The sequence below is a fragment of the Elongatibacter sediminis genome (assembly GCF_037892215.1).
Classification (GTDB): Bacteria; Pseudomonadota; Gammaproteobacteria; order Xanthomonadales; family SZUA-36; genus Elongatibacter; species Elongatibacter sediminis.
On record NZ_JAZHOG010000007.1, the window covers coordinates 1 to 18,225 of the forward strand.

The 18,225-nt window shown below is 64.1% G+C and carries 14 protein-coding genes; 10 read left to right on the plus strand and 4 right to left on the minus strand.

Annotated elements, in window-relative coordinates; genetic code table 11:
* The first annotated feature begins 356 nt into the window (after positions 1-356).
* The 7 genes from dnaJ to recJ all read left to right on the plus strand — a co-directional run bounded on the left by dnaJ (position 357) and on the right by recJ (position 10,020).
* A complete protein-coding gene (dnaJ, locus tag V3330_RS11065) occupies positions 357-1,481 on the plus strand; it encodes a molecular chaperone DnaJ (RefSeq protein ID WP_354695487.1) in 1,125 nt (374 codons plus the stop codon).
* Between the two features lie 8 nt (positions 1,482-1,489).
* Positions 1,490-2,200, plus strand: coding sequence for a 4-hydroxy-tetrahydrodipicolinate reductase (gene dapB, locus V3330_RS11070; RefSeq protein ID WP_354695488.1), 711 nt, complete (start codon positions 1,490-1,492; stop codon positions 2,198-2,200).
* A gap of 156 nt (positions 2,201-2,356) precedes the next feature.
* Entirely contained in the window at positions 2,357-3,526 is a 1,170-nt protein-coding gene (gene carA / locus V3330_RS11075; RefSeq protein ID WP_354695489.1) for a glutamine-hydrolyzing carbamoyl-phosphate synthase small subunit, read from the plus strand.
* Positions 3,526-6,750 (plus strand): carbamoyl-phosphate synthase large subunit, encoded by a 3,225-nt coding sequence (gene carB, locus V3330_RS11080; protein ID WP_354695490.1) that lies wholly within the window; start codon positions 3,526-3,528, stop codon positions 6,748-6,750. Before carA ends, carB begins: the two co-directional genes overlap by 1 nt.
* Positions 6,751-6,770: 20 nt before the next feature.
* Positions 6,771-7,247: a transcription elongation factor GreA gene (greA, locus tag V3330_RS11085; RefSeq protein ID WP_354695491.1), complete on the plus strand. Its 477-nt coding sequence runs from the start codon at positions 6,771-6,773 to the stop codon at positions 7,245-7,247.
* Positions 7,248-7,258: 11 nt separating this feature from the next.
* Positions 7,259-8,269: a hypothetical protein gene (locus V3330_RS11090; RefSeq protein WP_354695492.1), complete on the plus strand. Its 1,011-nt coding sequence runs from the start codon at positions 7,259-7,261 to the stop codon at positions 8,267-8,269.
* A complete protein-coding gene (recJ, locus tag V3330_RS11095; protein ID WP_354695493.1) occupies positions 8,266-10,020 on the plus strand; it encodes a single-stranded-DNA-specific exonuclease RecJ in 1,755 nt (584 codons plus the stop codon). The genes V3330_RS11090 and recJ overlap by 4 nt, the downstream gene beginning before the upstream one ends.
* 181 nt (positions 10,021-10,201) lie before the next feature.
* Here the strand turns inward: recJ and V3330_RS11100 are convergent, their stop codons facing one another.
* The 4 genes from V3330_RS11100 to V3330_RS11115 form a co-directional block, all read right to left on the minus strand.
* Positions 10,202-11,032: an SDR family oxidoreductase gene (locus V3330_RS11100; RefSeq protein WP_354695494.1), complete on the minus strand. Its 831-nt coding sequence runs from the start codon at positions 11,030-11,032 to the stop codon at positions 10,202-10,204.
* Positions 11,033-11,091: 59 nt separating this feature from the next.
* Complete coding sequence (locus V3330_RS11105; RefSeq protein ID WP_354695495.1) at positions 11,092-12,231, minus strand: acyl-CoA dehydrogenase family protein; 1,140 nt, start codon at positions 12,229-12,231, stop codon at positions 11,092-11,094.
* A 9-nt stretch (positions 12,232-12,240) separates the two neighbouring features.
* Positions 12,241-13,422, minus strand: a complete 1,182-nt coding sequence (locus tag V3330_RS11110) for an acyl-CoA dehydrogenase family protein (RefSeq protein WP_354695496.1) — start codon at positions 13,420-13,422, stop codon at positions 12,241-12,243.
* Between the two features lie 132 nt (positions 13,423-13,554).
* Positions 13,555-14,331 (minus strand): NIPSNAP family protein, encoded by a 777-nt coding sequence (locus tag V3330_RS11115; RefSeq protein ID WP_354695497.1) that lies wholly within the window; start codon positions 14,329-14,331, stop codon positions 13,555-13,557.
* A 184-nt stretch (positions 14,332-14,515) separates the two neighbouring features.
* Here V3330_RS11115 and prfB point away from each other — a divergent pair.
* The 3 genes from prfB to V3330_RS11130 all read left to right on the plus strand — a co-directional run bounded on the left by prfB (position 14,516) and on the right by V3330_RS11130 (position 18,174).
* A protein-coding gene (prfB, locus tag V3330_RS11120) for a peptide chain release factor 2 (protein ID WP_354695708.1) occupies positions 14,516-15,617 on the plus strand; the annotation gives its coding sequence in 2 pieces (ribosomal slippage) (positions 14,516-14,593 and positions 14,595-15,617; 1,101 coding nt in all).
* 16 nt (positions 15,618-15,633) lie between these two features.
* Complete coding sequence (gene lysS / locus V3330_RS11125; protein ID WP_354695498.1) at positions 15,634-17,166, plus strand: lysine--tRNA ligase; 1,533 nt, start codon at positions 15,634-15,636, stop codon at positions 17,164-17,166.
* A 9-nt stretch (positions 17,167-17,175) separates the two neighbouring features.
* Complete coding sequence (locus V3330_RS11130) at positions 17,176-18,174, plus strand: glycosyltransferase (RefSeq protein ID WP_354695499.1); 999 nt, start codon at positions 17,176-17,178, stop codon at positions 18,172-18,174.
* Positions 18,175-18,225: the final 51 nt, after the last annotated feature.

An 18,225-nucleotide genomic window follows, 5' to 3' on the forward strand; every position in this document is an offset into this window, starting at 1 on the left:
GTGATGTGACATGCCCCTTCCAGGACTGTCGAAAACAGGACGTTTTCGATCAAGGCCCCAGGGACGGGTTTATGCCGAGTCCTGGAAGGGGCATGTCACAGCGCGCGGCGGACCTCAGTGGCACCCAGCCCTGATTGTCAAAAGGCGAAGGTTCACTCCCGGGCGAAACGGGAAAGGAGACTGGAGCCCGTATGTTTTGGATGGGGCGTATCACGGCGCGCTGCGGATCTATTGCCATATTTTGTATCTGTTCTGATTCACCGATCAAAAGCGATCAATTCCGGGCAATACCACGCGGCCGCCTTGAATTGACCGGGTCCGGGCCCTAAATCTGGTGCAGCAACAGGGAAGCGGGTATGGCCAAGCGCGACTACTACGAAATTCTCGGCGTCAGCAAAGATGCCAGCGACGGTGATTTGAAAAAAGCGTATCGCCGACTGGCGATGAAATTCCATCCGGACCGCAATCCGGATGAAGCCGCGCAAGAGCAGTTCAAGGAGGCCAAGGAGGCCTACGAAGTGCTCAAGGACCCGCAGAAGCGGGCTGCCTACGATCGATTCGGGCATGCCGGGGTCGACCCCTCGATGGGTGGTGGACAGGGTCCGGGTGGATTCCACGGCGACGTCGGTGACATCTTTGGCGACATTTTCGGTGATATTTTTGGTGGCGGCCGGCGCGCCCAGCAGCGGCAGCGTGGTTCCGACCTGAAATACACCCTCGACCTGGACCTCGAAGAGGCCGTTCAGGGCATCAGCCGCGAGATCAAGGTTCCCACCCTGGGGAGTTGCAAGGCGTGCGACGGTTCTGGCTCACAGGACGGACAGCGCGAAACCTGCAGCACCTGCGGCGGCGCCGGCCAGGTGCGAATGCAGCAGGGCATATTTTCCGTGCAGCAGACCTGTCCGAGTTGCCGGGGGCAGGGCGAACGCATTGCGCATCCCTGCTCGGAATGCGGCGGACAGGGGCGGGTGCGCGAGACCCGGACCCTGTCGGTGAAAATTCCGCCGGGCGTGGACAATGGCGATCGCATACGGCTGGCCGGCGAAGGCGAGGCCGGGCCGAATGCATCACAGGCCGGAGACCTCTATGTCGAGATCCGCGTGCGTCCGCACCGGATATTCGAACGCGACGGTGACGACCTGTACTGCGAGGTTCCCATTCCGTTCACCACCGCGGCGCTGGGGGGTGAACTGGAGATTCCGACACTCGGTGGGCAGGTCAAACTGAAAGTGCCCGCCGAAACCCAGACCGGCCGGCTGTTCCGCCTGCGTGGCAAGGGCGTCAAATCGGTGCGCAGCCGCAGCGAAGGCGACCTGATGTGCCGCATCGTGGTCGAGACCCCGGTCAAGCTCACCCGTGCACAGAAAGAGCTGTTGCGCCAATTCGCCGAATCGCACGGTGATGAGGGCAGCGAAAACAATCCCCGTACCGAGTCCTGGCTCAGCAGCGTGCGGGACTTCTTCGAACGCATGACCTCCTGAGGCATCGCATGATTCGCGCCATACTGCATGGGGGCGGCCGCATGGCCGAATCCATCCACGGTGTCGCAACGAGCCGTGGAGTCGAGGTGGTTGCGGTGGTCTCGCTGCAGCGTCCCGGCTGGTTGCAGGACGCGGTGTACGCCGATGCCCTCGACACGCTGGACGTCGATGCCGATGTCATGATCGATTTTTCCCTGCCGGCCGGCACGGTGGCCGCGGCGGACTGGTGCGCCGGCAACGGCATGCCATTCGTCAGCGGGGTTACCGGCCTGGACGAGGCGGCTTTCGCCGCGCTGGACCGGGCGGCCGGCCAGGTTCCCGTGCTGTGGGCTCCGAACATGAGCGTGGGCGTAAACCTGCTGGAATCCCTGTGTCGCACCGTCGCGGCCGCGCTCGATGACCAGGTGCCCGTAAGCATCCACGATGTGCATCATCGGCACAAAAAAGACGCCCCGTCGGGCACCGCGCTGGCCCTGGGCCGCGCGATCGAGGCCTCACGTGGCGAGGACGCGCCGCCAGTCCGTTATACGGACGATCGCGAAGGCGAGGTGGTGGGACGGCATGTCATCCGCTTCGACATGGATGGCGAAGTACTGGAACTCACCCACGACGCGCTGGATCGTGGGATCTTCGCGAGCGGCGCCGCGGATGCGGCCTGTTGGCTGTGCCGGCAGGCCCCCGGACGTTATCGCGCCGCCGACTGGCTGGCCGGTCGATGACCGGCGGGTGTCTCGCGGCGTTCGTTTCGGCGAACGGCATTAGACAGGGCCGGGGCACCTCCGCTAAAATCTGAGCGCTTAGAAACAAATTCAGCGAATTCTAAGCGGGAACAGCCTCGTCGGGCTTTCCCGTTTTTCATGTCCGGAGGTTGAATCTTGAGCAAGTCCGCAGTTTTGGCCCTGGAAGACGGAACGGTTTTCCATGGTCTTTCCATCGGCGCGCCCGGTGAATCCTCCGGAGAAGTCGTTTTCAATACCGCGATGACGGGTTACCAGGAAATCCTCACGGACCCGTCCTACGCCCGTCAACTCGTCACCCTCACGTATCCCCACATCGGCAACACCGGTTGTAATGAGCAGGACGTCGAATCCGACCGCGTCATGGCCGGCGGCCTGATCGTTCGCGATTGTCCGCTGCGCGCCAGCAACTGGCGCATGACCGAGACCCTGCCGGAATACCTGGAACGCGAGGGCGTGGTCGCCATCGCCGATATCGACACCCGCAAGCTCACCCGCATCCTGCGGGAGAAAGGGGCGCAGCGCGGCGCCATCGTCGCCGGGGCGGGGGAAGAGCAGTCGGCGGAACGGGCGCTGGAACTGGCGCGGGCCTTTCCTGGCATGCAGGGCCTCGACCTGGCACGGGAAGTCACCACGGAAAAACGCTATGAATGGACCCAGGGCAGCTGGGACCTGGATTCGGTGTCGTGGCATGAGTCGGAGGCCACACGTCACGTGGTGGCTTATGACTTCGGCGTCAAACGCAACATTCTGCGGCTGCTGGCGGATCGCGGTTGCCGCATCACCGTGGTGCCTGCAACCACTTCGGCCGACGAAGTACTGGCCCTGGAGCCTGACGGTGTGTTCCTGTCCAACGGGCCCGGTGATCCCGAACCCTGTGGCTACGCCATCGAGGCCATCGGCCGTTTGCTCAAGACCGGTATTCCGATGTTCGGCATCTGCCTGGGCCATCAATTGCTGGCGCTGACGATGGGTGGGAAAACCCTCAAAATGAGTTTTGGCCATCATGGCGCCAACCATCCGGTGCAGGATCTCGAAACGGGTGCGGTCGCCATCACCAGTCAGAATCACGGGTTCGCGGTCGACGAGGACAGTCTGCCGGATACGGTGCGTGCCACCCACAGGTCGCTGTTCGACGGCACCCTGCAGGGCATCGAATTGAAGGACGCGCCGGTGTTCAGTTTCCAGGGCCACCCCGAAGCCAGTCCCGGCCCGCACGACATTGCAAGCCTGTTCGATCGATTTATCAAACTGATGGACGATGCCGGAGAAACCGGCAACGTTACCGTGCTGCGGGAGGCCCGCTGATGCCACGCCGCAATGACATTGAAAGCATTCTGATCATCGGCGCCGGCCCGATCGTCATCGGCCAGGCCTGCGAGTTCGACTACTCCGGAGCCCAGGCCTGCAAGGCGCTGCGTGAGGAGGGCTACCGGGTCATCCTGGTCAACTCCAATCCCGCCACGATCATGACCGACCCCGAGATGGCCGATGCCATCTACATCGAGCCCATCGAATGGCGCACCGTGGAACAGATCATCGCCCGTGAGAAGCCGGATGTTCTGCTGCCCACCATGGGCGGGCAGACCGCGCTCAACTGCGCGCTCGATCTGGCGCGAGAGGGCGTCCTCGAGCGTTACGGCGTGGAAATGATCGGCGCTTCGCGTGACGCCATCGACATGGCCGAGGATCGCGAAAAGTTTCGCGATGCGATGATCGAAATCGGTTTGGAGGTGCCTGGCGCCGCCATCGCGCACAGCCTGGAGGAAGCGCTGCAGCACCAGGACCGCATCGGCTTTCCGACCATCATCCGGCCGTCGTTCACCATGGGTGGTTCCGGCGGCGGCATCGCCTATAACCGCGAGGAATTCGAGGAAATCGTGTCGCGCGGCCTGGAGCTGTCGCCCACCAACGAAGTTCTGCTCGAAGAGTCCGTGCTCGGGTGGAAGGAATTCGAAATGGAGGTGGTGCGCGACCGGCGTGACAACTGCATCATCATCTGCGCCATCGAGAATTTCGATCCGATGGGCGTGCACACCGGCGATTCCATCACCGTGGCGCCGGCCCAGACCCTCACCGACAAGGAATACCAGCGCCTGCGTGACGCCTCCATCGCGGTGCTGCGCAAGATCGGCGTGGACACCGGCGGATCCAACGTCCAGTTCGCCGTGAACCCGGAGGACGGCCGGATCGTAATCATCGAGATGAACCCGCGTGTGTCGCGTTCATCGGCTCTGGCGTCCAAGGCCACCGGTTTCCCGATCGCCAAGGTGGCGGCCAAGCTGGCGGTCGGATTCACCCTGGACGAGTTGCGTAACGAAATCACCGGCGGTGCGACCCCGGCCTCGTTCGAACCGGCCATCGATTACGTCGTCACCAAGATTCCACGCTTCGCGTTCGAGAAATTCCCGGCCGCCAATGCCCGCCTGACCACCCAGATGAAATCCGTCGGCGAGGCCATGGCCATCGGCCGCACCTTCCAGGAATCGTTGCAGAAGGCCCTGCGTAGCCTGGAAACCGACCGCGACGGCCTGGACGAAATCCTCGAAGGTGAGGACGCCGAAGAGCGTCAGACCATTCTGCGCCGCGAGCTGCGCGAGGCCGGTGCGGAACGCATCCTTTACATCGCGGATGCCTTCCGCGAAGGCCTGAGCTTCGATGAGATTTTCAACTGGACCCGGGTCGATCCCTGGTTCCTGGCCCAGATCGAAGACCTGGTGCAGGACGAACAGACCATCCGCGGTGTACCGCTCGAGTCCCTGCAGAAAGCCGTACTGCGCGGCCTGAAGCGCAAGGGATTTTCGGACGCACGCCTGGCGTCGCTGCTGGGCGTGGACGAACACGAAGTGCGCGCACATCGCCATGAAATGGGCATCCGTCCGGTGTACAAACGGGTCGATACCTGTGCCGCCGAGTTTGCCACTTCGACCGCCTACATGTACTCCACCTACGAGGAAGAGTGCGAATCGAACCCGGGCGACCGGCGCAAGATCATGGTGCTGGGCGGCGGTCCCAACCGGATCGGGCAGGGGATCGAGTTCGATTACTGTTGCGTGCACGCGGCGCTGGCGCTGCGTGACGACGGTTACGAAACGATCATGGTCAATTGCAACCCGGAGACCGTGTCCACCGACTACGACACTTCCGACCGGTTGTACTTCGACCCGCTGACCCTTGAAGACGTGCTCGAAATCGTCGCCAAGGAGCAACCCGCCGGCGTAATCGTCCAGTTCGGTGGCCAGACGCCATTGAAGCTGGCTCGTGATCTGGAGGCGGCCGGCGTGCCCATCATCGGCACCACGCCTGATTGCATCGATCTCGCCGAGGATCGCGAACGTTTTCAGAACCTGCTCGAGCGCATCGAGCTGAAACAGCCACCCAACCGCACCGCCACCAGCATCGAAGAGGCAGTGTCTCGGGCGGAGGAAATCGGCTATCCGCTGGTGGTGCGCCCGTCCTACGTGTTGGGCGGCCGGGCCATGGACATCGTGCACGCCGAGGACGAACTGCGCCGTTACATGACCGCCGCCGTGGAAGTCTCCAATGCTTCTCCGGTGCTGCTCGACCGTTTCCTCGATCATGCGCTGGAAATCGATGTGGATGCCGTGTGTGACGGTGAAGATGTGCTGATCGGCGGCATCATGGAACACATTGAGCAGGCGGGCGTGCATTCGGGTGATTCAGCCTGTTCCATTCCGCCTTACTCGCTGAGCACCGCCATGCAGGATGAACTGCGCCGGCAGATGCGCTTGATGGCCGTGGAGCTTCAGGTGGTGGGGCTGATGAACGCGCAGTTCGCGGTACGCGGCAATGATGTGTTCGTGCTCGAGGTCAACCCGCGCGCGTCGCGTACGGTGCCTTTCGTCTCGAAGGCGACGGGTGTACCCCTGGCCGGAATTGCCGCCCGTGTAATGGCCGGAAAAAGTTTAAAAGAACAAGGGTTTACAAAAGAAATCATACCTAATTTCTTTTCAATCAAGGAAGCCGTTTTCCCGTTCATCAAGTTCCCCGGAGTGGATCCCATCCTGGGACCCGAGATGCGTTCCACCGGCGAGGTGATGGGCATTGCCTGGAGTTGGGGCGGCGCCCGCGCCAAGTCCATGAAAGCCGCCGGTTACGGATTGCCACGCCCGGGCAAGGCTTTCCTCAGTGTGCGCGATGGCGACAAGGATGAACTGTTGCCGATCGCCCGCGAACTGATTGGCCGCGGTTACCAGCTGGTCGCCACGCGTGGCACCTGCGATTTCCTGCGCGGGGAATCCATCGACTGCGAGCTGGTCAACAAGGTCATGGAGGGCCGGCCGCACGTGGTCGACCTGATCAAGAACAAGGAAATCCATTTCATCGTCAATACCACGGAGGGCCGACAGGCCATTTCCGATTCCTTCTCCATCCGGCGCGAAGCCCTGCAGCACAAAGTGAGCTACTCTACGACCATAGCGGGCGGCCGAGCGACTCTGCGCGCCCTGGATCACGAAGAAGATTACACGGTGCACAGCCTCCAACAATTGCACCGCGGGCTTGAAGCCTGAACGACTGTACGAAGGACATCATGCAAAGAGAACCGATTACCCTGGCAGGCGCCGAGCGCCTGCGTGAAGAACTGGCGCAGCTGAAAAAAGTGGAGCGCCCGCAGATCATCGCCGCCATCGCGGAAGCCCGCGCTCACGGCGACCTCAAGGAAAATGCCGAATACCATGCGGCGCGTGAACAGCAGGGGTTCATCGAAGGCCGGATTCAGCGCCTGGAATCCACACTGTCCAACGCCCAGGTCATCGACGTCACGACGCTCAACCCCAACGGCAAGATCGTGTTCGGGGCGACGGTGACCATCGCCGACGAAGAATCCGGCGATGAGACCACCTACCAGATCGTTGGCGATCTCGAGGCGGACATCAAACACAACCGCATCGCCGTGACTTCGCCCATCGCTCGTGCCCTGATTGGCCATACGGAAGGTGACGTCGTCACCGTTCGAGCGCCCGGCGGCGAGCGCGATTTCGAGATCGTCGGCGTCGAATATCGCTGAACGCCGGCGCAATGGCCGGCGCGCCCGTCATCCTGTACGCGGAGGCTTTGCCCGCCTGGGCGAGCGCCGCGCCGGGGTCGCGATGCCCCGCGCTCGAGTCCCTGATTTCCCGCGGCCTGGCACTTCCCCCATTACCGGACGGGCCCGAGGCGGCGCGCATGACCCTGCTCGGAGCTGATTCGCCGGACCGGGCGCCCGCCGGAGCCTTGACTGCCTGCGCTGCCGCAGGAGAACGGGTCGACGGTCACTGGCTGCGCGCGGATCCGGTCACCCTGAGCGCCTCCATGAGCCAGGTCTACCTGTCGGGCGCTGGCCTGGACGGCTTCGACGCCGCCGAACGTACGGCGCTGGCCGCGGCCGTAAGCGCGGAACTCGAACAGCACGGCCTGCAGTTTGTCCGCCGTGTATCGGCGGGCGGTGGCGAGGATTGGGCAGTCCGCCTGCCGTGCGCCCCGGACGCCGAGTTCACACCCCTGCATCGGGCGCTGGGCGCCGACATCGCCGATCAATTACCGCCTGGCCCGGCCGGCCTGCCCTGGCGGCGGCTCAGCAATGAACTGCAGATGATTCTGCATCACCATCCGGTCAATGCCGGCCGCCGCGCCAGCGGCCGCCCGGTCATCAACGGCATATGGTTGTGGGGTGACGGGCCGGCCCCTTCACCAGCGCTGGCGGGTGGGCCCGCAACCGTGATTTCCGACCACTCGATCAGCGCCGGACTGGCGCGATGTTATGGGGGGGAGTTGCAGCCTTTCGGGGAGGTGGACGAGGTCGTGAGCACGGCGGTCCGTGCGATCGGGCAGGGTACGGGACCGGTTTTCATCGACTGGGCCGGGACGTCTTCCGAAGCCGAAGGGCAGTTGCAGGCGCTGGATCAGGCCGTGGCCCGCCTGGATCGGGTTGCCACGCTGGCGATCTACGGTGGCAGGCGCGGCTTCCAGGCCCGTCACGGATGGCGTGGGGCCTGGTGGCGCCGAAGCCGGCCGGTGGCCGACGTGTTCGCGGTGGAGGCCGCCGCTTGAAGGCGCCGGCGATCATCCGCCAGCGGCCGGTGCCCGATACCGTGCCGGAGCTGGCCTCGGAAGGACTGCACCCGGTGTTGCAGCGCGTACTGTGTGCCCGCGGCGTCCGGTCGGCGGAAGAATTGCGGTTGGGGCTGGCGGATCTGCTGCGGCCCGACACCCTGGGGGGAATCGATACGGCCGCCGAGTTGCTGGCCCGCGCCGTGGTCGAGGGTCAGCGCATCCTGATCGTCGGCGACTTCGATGCCGACGGCGCCACCGGAACTGCCGTGGCGGTGCTGGCCCTGCGGGCCATGGGCGCGGCTCATGTCGATTTCCGCGTTCCCAACCGATTCGAGTTCGGTTACGGCCTGACCCCGGCGCTGGTCGAAACCCTGGCGGGGGATCCACCGGATCTGCTGGTCACCGTCGATTCAGGAATTGGTTGCGTGGCGGGCGTGGGGCGTGCCCGGGAACTCGGCAGCCGGGTCATCGTCACCGACCATCATCTGCCGGGGGAAACCCTGCCGCCCGCGGACGCCATCGTCAACCCCAACTGCGCCGGAGACGATTTCGGCAGCAAGGCCCTGGCCGGCGTCGGGGTGATGTTCTATCTGGCCGGGCGCACCCGTCAGGCGCTGCGTGACGCCGGTTGGTTCGGGGGCGGGCGGCGCGAACCCAACCTGGCGTCTCTGCTGGATCTGGTCGCGCTTGGTACGGTGGCGGATCTGGTGCCGCTCGATCACAACAACCGTGTGCTGGTGCGCCAGGGCCTGGAGCGCATCCGCCGCGGCCTGGCACGCCCCGGGCTGATGGCGTTGCTGCGCGCGGGCAAGCGCGACTACCGCTTCGCCAGTGCGGCGGACCTGGGTTTCGCGGTCGGGCCCCGCCTCAACGCGGCCGGCCGGCTGGAAGACATGAGCGTCGGCATCCGCTGCCTGCTCAGCGAAGACCGGGACCAGGCCGACCGAATGGCGGCCCAGCTCGACGAGTTGAATCGGCAGCGCCGCGATATGCAGGAACAGATGCAGATCGAAGCCATGAGCCAGGTGGGTGAGCTCACCGAATCCCTGCGGGCCGAAGCCAGCCTGCCCGATGCCCTCTGCCTGTTCGACGAGGACTGGCACCAGGGCGTGGTCGGCCTGGTGGCCTCCCGGGTCAAGGACGCCGTGCACCGGCCGGTGGTGGCCTTCGCGCCCGAGGAGCCGGGCTCGGACTGGCTCAAGGGATCGGCCCGTTCGGTGCGGGGATTGCACATACGCGATGCCCTGGCCCTGCTGGAAGCGCGGGAGCCGGGTCTGATGCGCGCTTTCGGGGGGCACGCGATGGCGGCTGGCCTCAGCCTGGCGCGGGAACACCTCGAACGTTTTCGCGGTGGGCTCGATAGCGCCGTCAGGGAGTTGCTGGGCGATGGCAGCCTGGAGGCTGAAATTCTCACCGACGGCAGCCTGGAGCCGGACGACCTGGGTCTGGAACTGGCGCGTGAACTGGAGCGGGCAGGCCCGTGGGGACAGCGCTTTCCGGAACCCCTGTTCGACGGCCACTTCGCGGTGGTCGATCACCGGGTGGTGGGTGGAGCGCACCTCAAGATGCAGGTGCGCGCGCCGGGCGCCCGCGAGGTCGTTGATGCCATTGCCTTCAACCACCTGCCCGAGGACCTCCCGGGCAGCGGCACCGCCCGCCTGCTGTACCGCCTCGACATCAACCGCTGGCGCGGCAGCGAAACCTGTCAGCTCCGCGTCGAACGCATCGTAAGTATGGGGTCAGAGTAAAGGGACAGAGTCCGGGGTCAGAGTCCGGGGTCAGAGTAAAGGGACAGAGTAAAATGCTAAGGCCATGCAGTTGGAAACCTGTTCTGGAATTTACTCTGTCCCTTTACTCTGACCCCACGCTTACTCACACTTACTCTGTCCCTTTACTCTGACCCCACAATTACTCTGGCCCCATGTTTACTCAGTGGCTGAGGCCTTGCTCGATGCCGGGTGTGCGGAAAGCCGTCATGCCGCCGTCCAGCGGTACGATGGCGCCGCTGATGTAGGCGCCGCCGGCGCCGCACAGGCACAGGATCAGCCCGGCCATGTCCTCCGGCTTGCCGAAGCGGGCCAGCGGCACGGCTTGTTCCACCGCGGATGCGGTCTCGGGGTCTTCGGTGAAGAATGCGGTCATGCCGCTGGGGAACGGTCCCGGGGCGATCGCGTTGACCGTGATGGCCCGGTCGGCGAGTTCATTGGCCAGGATCCGGGTCAGGTGATGAACCGCGGCCTTGCTGGCCGAGTACGAGTAGGCAGGGAATCCGTGCGGCATGGTGCCCATGACCGATCCGATGTTGATCACCCGGGCCGGCTGGTCCGGTTTCCCGGCCGCGGTCAGCAGGGGAATGAGCTGGCGGGTCAGGGTGAACTGCGCGGTCACGTTCAGATTCATCACGTCTTGCCAGGCCGACCACGGAAACTGCTCCAGCGGAGCGCCCCAGCTGCGCCCGGAGTTGTTCACCAGGATGTCCAGTTTTTCGGTGTCATCGGCAATGGCCGCGGCCAGCGCGTTGACACCGTCTTCGGACTGCAAGTCCGCCTGCAGTGGAATCACCGAACCGGGCAGGTCTGCCAGATCGGTGGCGGCTTTCTCGCAGGCTTCCAGCCGCCTCGATGCGATGTACACGTCCGCGCCGGCACCGGCAAGCGCCCGCGTAATCATCAGTCCGATACCGCTGCCGCCGCCGGTGACCAGGGCCTTGCGACCCTGTAGACCGAACAGGGAAGCGAGATAGGTTTCAATGTCTTTCATGGTGTGGTGAGACCTCGTTGCCATGTGTGAGTGGGCGCAGCGTAAGCCGTGCCCCGGAATCAGTAGCCGCGCAGGCGAGCGAAGCGATCGAGATGGAAGTGGCGGTCACCGAGCAGAGTCTCCAGGATGCGTGCCCGCTTGTAGAAGAAGCCGATGTCGAATTCGTCCGTCATACCGATACCGCCATGCATCTGGATGGCTTCGGCGGTGGCGCGCATCGCGATGGCTGCTAGCCTGGCCTTGGTCATGCTGGCGGTTTCCGACAGGGACGGGAGTTCGTTGCCGCCTCCGGGCTGGTCGAGCCGGTGCAGTGCGTGCAACACCAGCGACGTGCCCAGTTCAAGATCGTTGCACAGGTCGGCGGCGCGATGCTGCAAGGCCTGAAAGCTGCCAATGGGCACACCGAACTGCTTGCGTTCACGCAGGTAGTTCAGGGTGCGTTCGAAGGCCTCGCTGGCGACTCCCAGCAACTCGGCGGACTGGCCGATGACCCCGGTATCGAGCAGGTGGTGCAGGGTGGCCGAGCGGTCGCCGGGTCCGCCCAGCACGTCATCGGCGGACAGCGAAATGGCGTCGAAACGAAGGTGGGCTCCGATATGGGTATCAAGCAATCGAACGGGTTCGCGCGCCAGCCCGGTCGCATTGGCTGCGACGCGCACGAGTACGATGTCGCCCTCTTCATTGCGCGCACTTACCAGGAAGGCATCGGCGGCCATGCCATCGGGCACATGACGTCTGGCGCCAGTGAGTTTCAGCTCTCCACCGTGATTTTCGATCCGGGTTTCGATCGCCTCGGGATTGTGGCGGGTCTGCTCGTCGCAGGCCGGCACGAGAATCGATTGACCGGCCGCGATGTCCGGCAGCCAGGTCTCTCGCTGTGTGGCGGAGGCGCCGTGGCGGATGGCCGCTGCACTCATCATCGCGCTGGTCAGCAGTGGGCTGGGAGTCAGGGTTCGGCCGGTTTCCTGCAGCACGATGCCCAGGCCGGTAAAGCCGAAACCCAGTCCCCCATCGGACTCGTCAATGGCGATGGCCGGCCAACCCAGCTCCGTCATTTCGCGCCACAGGTCGGCGCACATGCCGGTGGCGGATTCGTCGTCACGCAGGCTGCGCAGGTGCTGCACCGGAGCGCGCTGCTGCAGGAATTCGCGGGCCGAGTCCCGCAACATGGTCTGTTCTTCGTTGAGTGTCAACGCCACGGTGTCACCTCAGCCCGGCAGGCCAAGCATGTGCTTGGCGACGATGTTCAATTGGATTTCGGAGGTGCCGCCCTCGATGGCGTTGCCGCGTGAGCGCAACCAGGTGCGGGGGATTTGCCCATCGGCCGTATCCGCGCCGTCCCAGTCGAGGGCATGAGCGCCGTGGATGGCCATGATCAGTTCCTGACGCCGCATGTTGAGTTCGGTGCCGCAGTATTTGAACAGACTGGATCGCGCGCCCAGGCTGGCACCCGCCTTCACTTCGTCGCGGGCCCGCTCCATGGTCAGGTCCAGCGCCGCGGTATCGATCTCCAGCCAGGCGATGTCGTTGCGCAGGCTGGGGTCGGCGAGCCGCTCCCCATCCAGTCCGATGGCCCGTACCGCCATGGCCCGCAACGGCTCGGCGCCGCTGGGCTCGATGCCGAAGGTCCCGATCATTTCCCGCTCGTGGGTAAGCAGGTATTTCGCCACGGTCCAGCCGGCGTTGAGTTCTCCGACCACCTGGTTTTTCTCCACCCGCACATCCTCGAAGAAAGTTTCGGTAAAGGGCGATTTGCCGCTGATCAAGCGGATCGGTCGAGTGCTGACGCCGGGTGTGGCCATATCAAACAGCACCAGGCTGATGCCCGCGTGGCGCGGCGCTTCGCTGTCGCTGCGGACCAGGCAGAACATCCAGTCGCCCTTGTCGCCGTACGAGGTCCAGATCTTGGAGCCGTTGAGGATGAAGTGGTCGCCGCGGTCTTCCAGGCGCGCCTGCAGGCTGGCCAGGTCGGAACCGGCATTGGGCTCGCTGTAGCCCTGCGCCCAGCGGATTTCGCCGCGAACGATGGGCGGCAGGTGTTGCTGTTTCAGTTCCTCGCTGCCGTAGTGAAGCAGGGCCGGCCCGATCATGGAAATGCCGAAACTGTACAGCGGCGGCCGTGCACTGATGCGGTTCATTTCCTCCTGCAGAATCTTGGCATGTTCGCGATCGAGGCCGCCGCCGCCATATTCGGCGGGCCAGGTCGGTGCGGTCCATCCTCGGTCCGCCATCGCGCGCAGCCAGCGCTCCTGGTCATCGCTCTGGAACGCATAATGGCGTCCGCCCCAGCACAGATCGGCTTCGGTGCGGTACGGTGTGCGCATGGATTCGGGGCAATGGGTTGCGAGCCAGTCGCGGGCTTCGGCCCGGAATTCATCGAGTTCGGTCACTGGGTTTTTCCTGCGGTGGTCGGAATCTTTGGAACAATCTGAGGGCTAGAATACCATTTCTCAGTTGCACAATTAGACTGAGCCGCGTGCCGGGTCCGCGGCTCAGTCTGGTGACCGCCAAATGTACAGGAATTACTCGGCCGCGGTCAGGTCGGCCCGATGGGCCCAGATCGAATACTTCGAGCCGCGGGTGCTGCCCGAGAGTTGCTTCATCAATGCGTTGGCGCGATCCGCACCCAGATGGTCGCTGAGGAATTCGTAGAAGCTGGGGTCCTGGGGATTCATCGCCGCGTAGTTGGAATATGCCACGGCCAGAATCGTCACGGGTTTGCCACCAATTCGGTTCAGCCAGGCCCAGCGGTGACCGCCCTCTGTCCAACCCTGCTCGATGGCCACCTGGCTGAGTTCAGTGCGGGCGGCTGTGAAATCGGCGCTGTGTCCGGGCGCCGGATAAAACTCGGTGACCCCGACCAGCCGCACCGGCTCACCGTTGTCTGTCCAGTGGCTATTGGCACTGTCGGTTTCGTAGAAGTAGTGGCCATAGTGCTCGACGTGCGGATCGACCTCCGATGACCAGTGCTCCATCACCGCTGCGTTGTCACGGTTCCATTGATCGTAGGCGTCCTGATCGGGCCAGGAAAAGCAGCAGGTTCGAATGCCGTAGACGTACAGATTCTCACCGGTGATGGGTGTAAATACGTCCCACGAACGAGGGTCGCCGTGGTCATTACGCACCCTGGCGTGTTCCTTGAAGGCAGTCTCGAAGGCCGCCTGGTGGCCGGGTTTGACCGTCACGTACCAGGCTTCCGACAGGTTGGCGGGGGATTCCTGTGCCGGCAAAAGGCCGCTTGCGAGCAGCGCCAGCAGCGCGATGAGTATGGCAGATAGGGCGTGGTTTGGAGCGTTCATAAGGACTCCTCAATGTCTTCGTCTAAGGGATGAATGCGCGAAGCCGCCCCCACAGCCGCGCGCTTGAAGTATAGGAAAATAAAACCCTGGTGGCTGGACCGGGTTGCGGGTCTGAAGGCCGCTGCCGGCGCGCTTGCGGCCACCGCTTTGGTGTAGAATGCAGCGTTTTGCCACTACGGGTCCTATGGCTGTGGAACTCAACCCCGCACGCACTCTGATCGAAGACCTCGAGAGCCGTTCCGAAGGGCTCAGGGGGTATCTTTGACTATGCCGGCAAGCGTGACCGGCTCGAAGAAGTAAATCGCGAGCTCGAAAACCCGGAAATCTGGAACGATCCCGAACGGGCTCAGGGCCTGGGGCGCGAGCGTGCCCGTCTTGAACGGGTCGTCGAAACGCTCGGTTCCCTGTCGCAGGGCCTTGCCGATGCCACCGAGATGCTCGACCTCGCGGCCGAGGAAGACGACGAGGAAGTGCTCAATTCGGTGGTGCAGGACCTGGACCGCATGCGGACCGAGGTGGAACGGCTGGAATTCGAGCGTATGTTCTCCGGAGAGATGGACGACCGGCCGTGCTATCTCGACATCCAGGCCGGCTCCGGCGGCACCGAGGCCCAGGACTGGGCCGAGATGCTGTTGCGAATGTATCTGCGCTGGGCCGAGCGCCGCGGCTGGGATGCCGAGTTGATCGAAGTCTCGCCCGGCGAAGTCGCCGGCATCAAGAGCGCGACCATCCACATCCGCGGTGACTACGCCTACGGCTGGTGCCGCACCGAGACCGGCGTCCATCGCCTGGTGCGCAAGTCACCGTTCGATTCGGGCAATCGCCGCCACACCTCGTTCGCGGCCGTCTTCGTATCGCCGGAAGTGGATGACGATATCGAAATTGACATCAATCCCGCTGATCTGCGCATCGATGTCTACCGGTCGTCCGGCGCCGGCGGTCAGCACGTGAACACCACCGACTCGGCCGTGCGCATCACTCACGAGCCCACCGGCATCGTGGTGCAATGCCAGAACGACCGTTCGCAGCACAAGAACCGCGACCAGGCAATGAAACAGTTGCGCGCCCGGCTCTACGAGTTCGAACTGCAGAAGCGCAACGAAGAGCACCAGAAACTGGAAGACTCCAAGTCCGATATCGGCTGGGGTAGCCAGATTCGCTCCTATGTGCTCGACCAGTCGCGTATCAAGGACCTGCGCACCCACGTTGAAGTGGGCAACACGCAGGGCGTGCTCGATGGCGACCTCGACGGTTTCGTTGAGGCGTCGCTGAAGGAAGGCCTGTAGGCCGGAGAAGACCGCAATGAGTGAAAAGCCCAACAAACCGGTGAAGGAACCAACCGGCGCCGCGCCCGACGAGAACAAGCTGATCGCCGAGCGCCGGCGCAAGCTGGCCGAACTGCGCGAAGGCGGTCAGGCCTATCCGAACGATTTCCGGGTCGACACCCTGGCCGCCGAATTACGCGCCAATTACGAAGACCAGTCCGACGAAGCGCTCGAGGCGGTGGAGCAGTCGTTCACCCTGGCGGGCCGCATGCTGGCCAAGCGCGTGATGGGAAAAATCGCCTTCGTTCGCGTTGAGGACCACAGCGGGCCGATTCAGTTCGTGGTGCAGCGCGACAACCTGCCCGAAGGTGATTACGCCCGTTTCAAGCACTGGGACGTCGGCGACATCATCGGTGGCCGTGGCCGCGTGTTCCGTACCAACAAGGGTGAATTGTCCTTGCGTGTGGACGAACTGAAACTGCTGTCCAAGGCGCTGCGTCCGCTGCCGGAGAAATGGCACGGTCTGACCGATACCGAGATGCGTTACCGCCAGCGCTACGTCGATCTGATCGTCAATGAACCCGCGCGCGCCGTGTTCCGCACCCGCTCACGCATCATCAGCTACATTCGCGCCTTCATGGAGGCGCCGGGACGTGAGTTTCTGGAAGTGGAAACGCCGATGATGCACCCCATTCCGGGCGGCGCCACCGCGCGACCCTTCGTCACCCACCACAACGCGCTGGACATCGACATGTACCTGCGCGTGGCGCCGGAACTGTATCTCAAGCGACTGATCGTCGGCGGTCTGGGGCGGGTGTATGAAATCAACCGCAATTTCCGCAACGAGGGCGTTTCCACCCGCCACAACCCGGAATTCACGATGCTGGAATTCTACTGGGCCTACGCGGACTACAACGATCTGATGTCGCTCACCGAGCAGATGCTGTCGGGCCTGACCCTCGAACTGACCGGCGGTACCCGGGTGATTTACCAGGACGAGGAACTGGATTTCGGCGGCCCCTACGAGCGTCTCAGTGTCGAGGATGCGGTGCGCCGTCACGCGCCGGAACTGGCCGACGCCGACCTGTGGGATGAGACGACTCTTCGCACCGCCTGCGCCGATCGTTCGATTCACACCGAAAAAACCTGGGGCCCCGGCCGGCTGCTGATGGAACTGTTCGAAGAAGTGGCCGAGCCGCATCTGACGGGACCGGTGTTCATCACCGAATATCCCACCGAAGTCTCGCCGCTGTCGCGTCGCAACGACGATGATCCGCGCATTACCGACCGGTTCGAACTGTTTATCGCCGGCCGCGAAATCGCCAACGGCTTCTCCGAACTCAACGACCCGGAAGACCAGGCCGAGCGCTTTCGTGCCCAGGTGGAAAGCAAGGACGCCGGTGATCTCGAGGCCATGCACTACGACGCCGACTACGTGCGCGCGCTGGAATACGGCATGCCACCGACGGCCGGGGAGGGCGTCGGCATCGATCGCCTGGTGATGCTGTTCACCGATTCGCCCTCCATCCGCGACGTGCTGCTGTTTCCCTACCTGCGCCCGGAGGCCTGACCCGGGCCGATGGAACCCGCGGTTTCGGTGGTGCTGCCGGTCCGTGACGGCGGACCCCACCTGGCCGCGGCCGTCGGCAGCATCCTGGCGCAGGAAAACTGCGATTTCGAACTGATCCTGGTCGACGACCACAGTTCCGACGGCGCCCTGGAGTCGCTACCGTCCAGGGATGCGCGGATACGCTTCATCGCCAATGCCGGCGGCGGTCTGATCGATGCGCTCAACACCGGTCTGCGCGCCGCGCGCGGCCATTACATCGCCCGCATGGATGCCGACGACATCGCGCTGCCCAAGCGACTCCGCACACAACTCGATTACCTCGCCAGGAATCCCTCGGTGGCCATTGCCGGCACCGAGGTGGAATTGTTCGCCGAAGGTGAACTGGGAGCGGGCAACCAACGTTATCAGCGGTGGATCAATGTTCTGCGCTCACCGGGTGCCATTCACCGCGAGCGCTTCATTGAATGTCCCCTGCCGCACCCCACCTGGCTGATGCCGCGCAGCGTGGTGCGGCGCCTCGGGGGCTACCGCGACGCCGGCTGGCCCGAGGATTACGACTTTCTGCTGCGGGCGGCGTCCGCCGGCTACCGGTGTGGCAAACCGGAAGGTGTGCTGCTGCGCTGGCGGGATCATCCGGACCGCGCATCCCGCATCGATCCACGTTACGCGCAGGAGCGATTCACGGCCGCGCGCGCCCATTTTCTGGCCGCCGATGAGTTACAGGGCCGGCCGGTCGTGATCTGGGGCGCCGGTCCCGGTGGTCGCGATCTCCATGATGCCCTGTCCCGGGAATCCGTCACCGTGCAGGGATTTGTGGACGTGCATCCGCGCCGAATCGGCGGGTGCAAACGCGGCCGGCCGGTGTGGCATTTCGAAGAGGCCGGCCGTCGCGCCCGTGAGGCGATCATCCTGGTGGCGGTGGGGGTGCCATCGGCACGTCCGGAAATTCGCGCCGTGCTGCAACGGATGGGGCGGCGCGAGGGCGCCGACTGGTGGTTTGCCGCCTGAAACGCGGCCGGGGGCTGGGTTACACTGGCGCTCCGCCGTATAGCAACACAC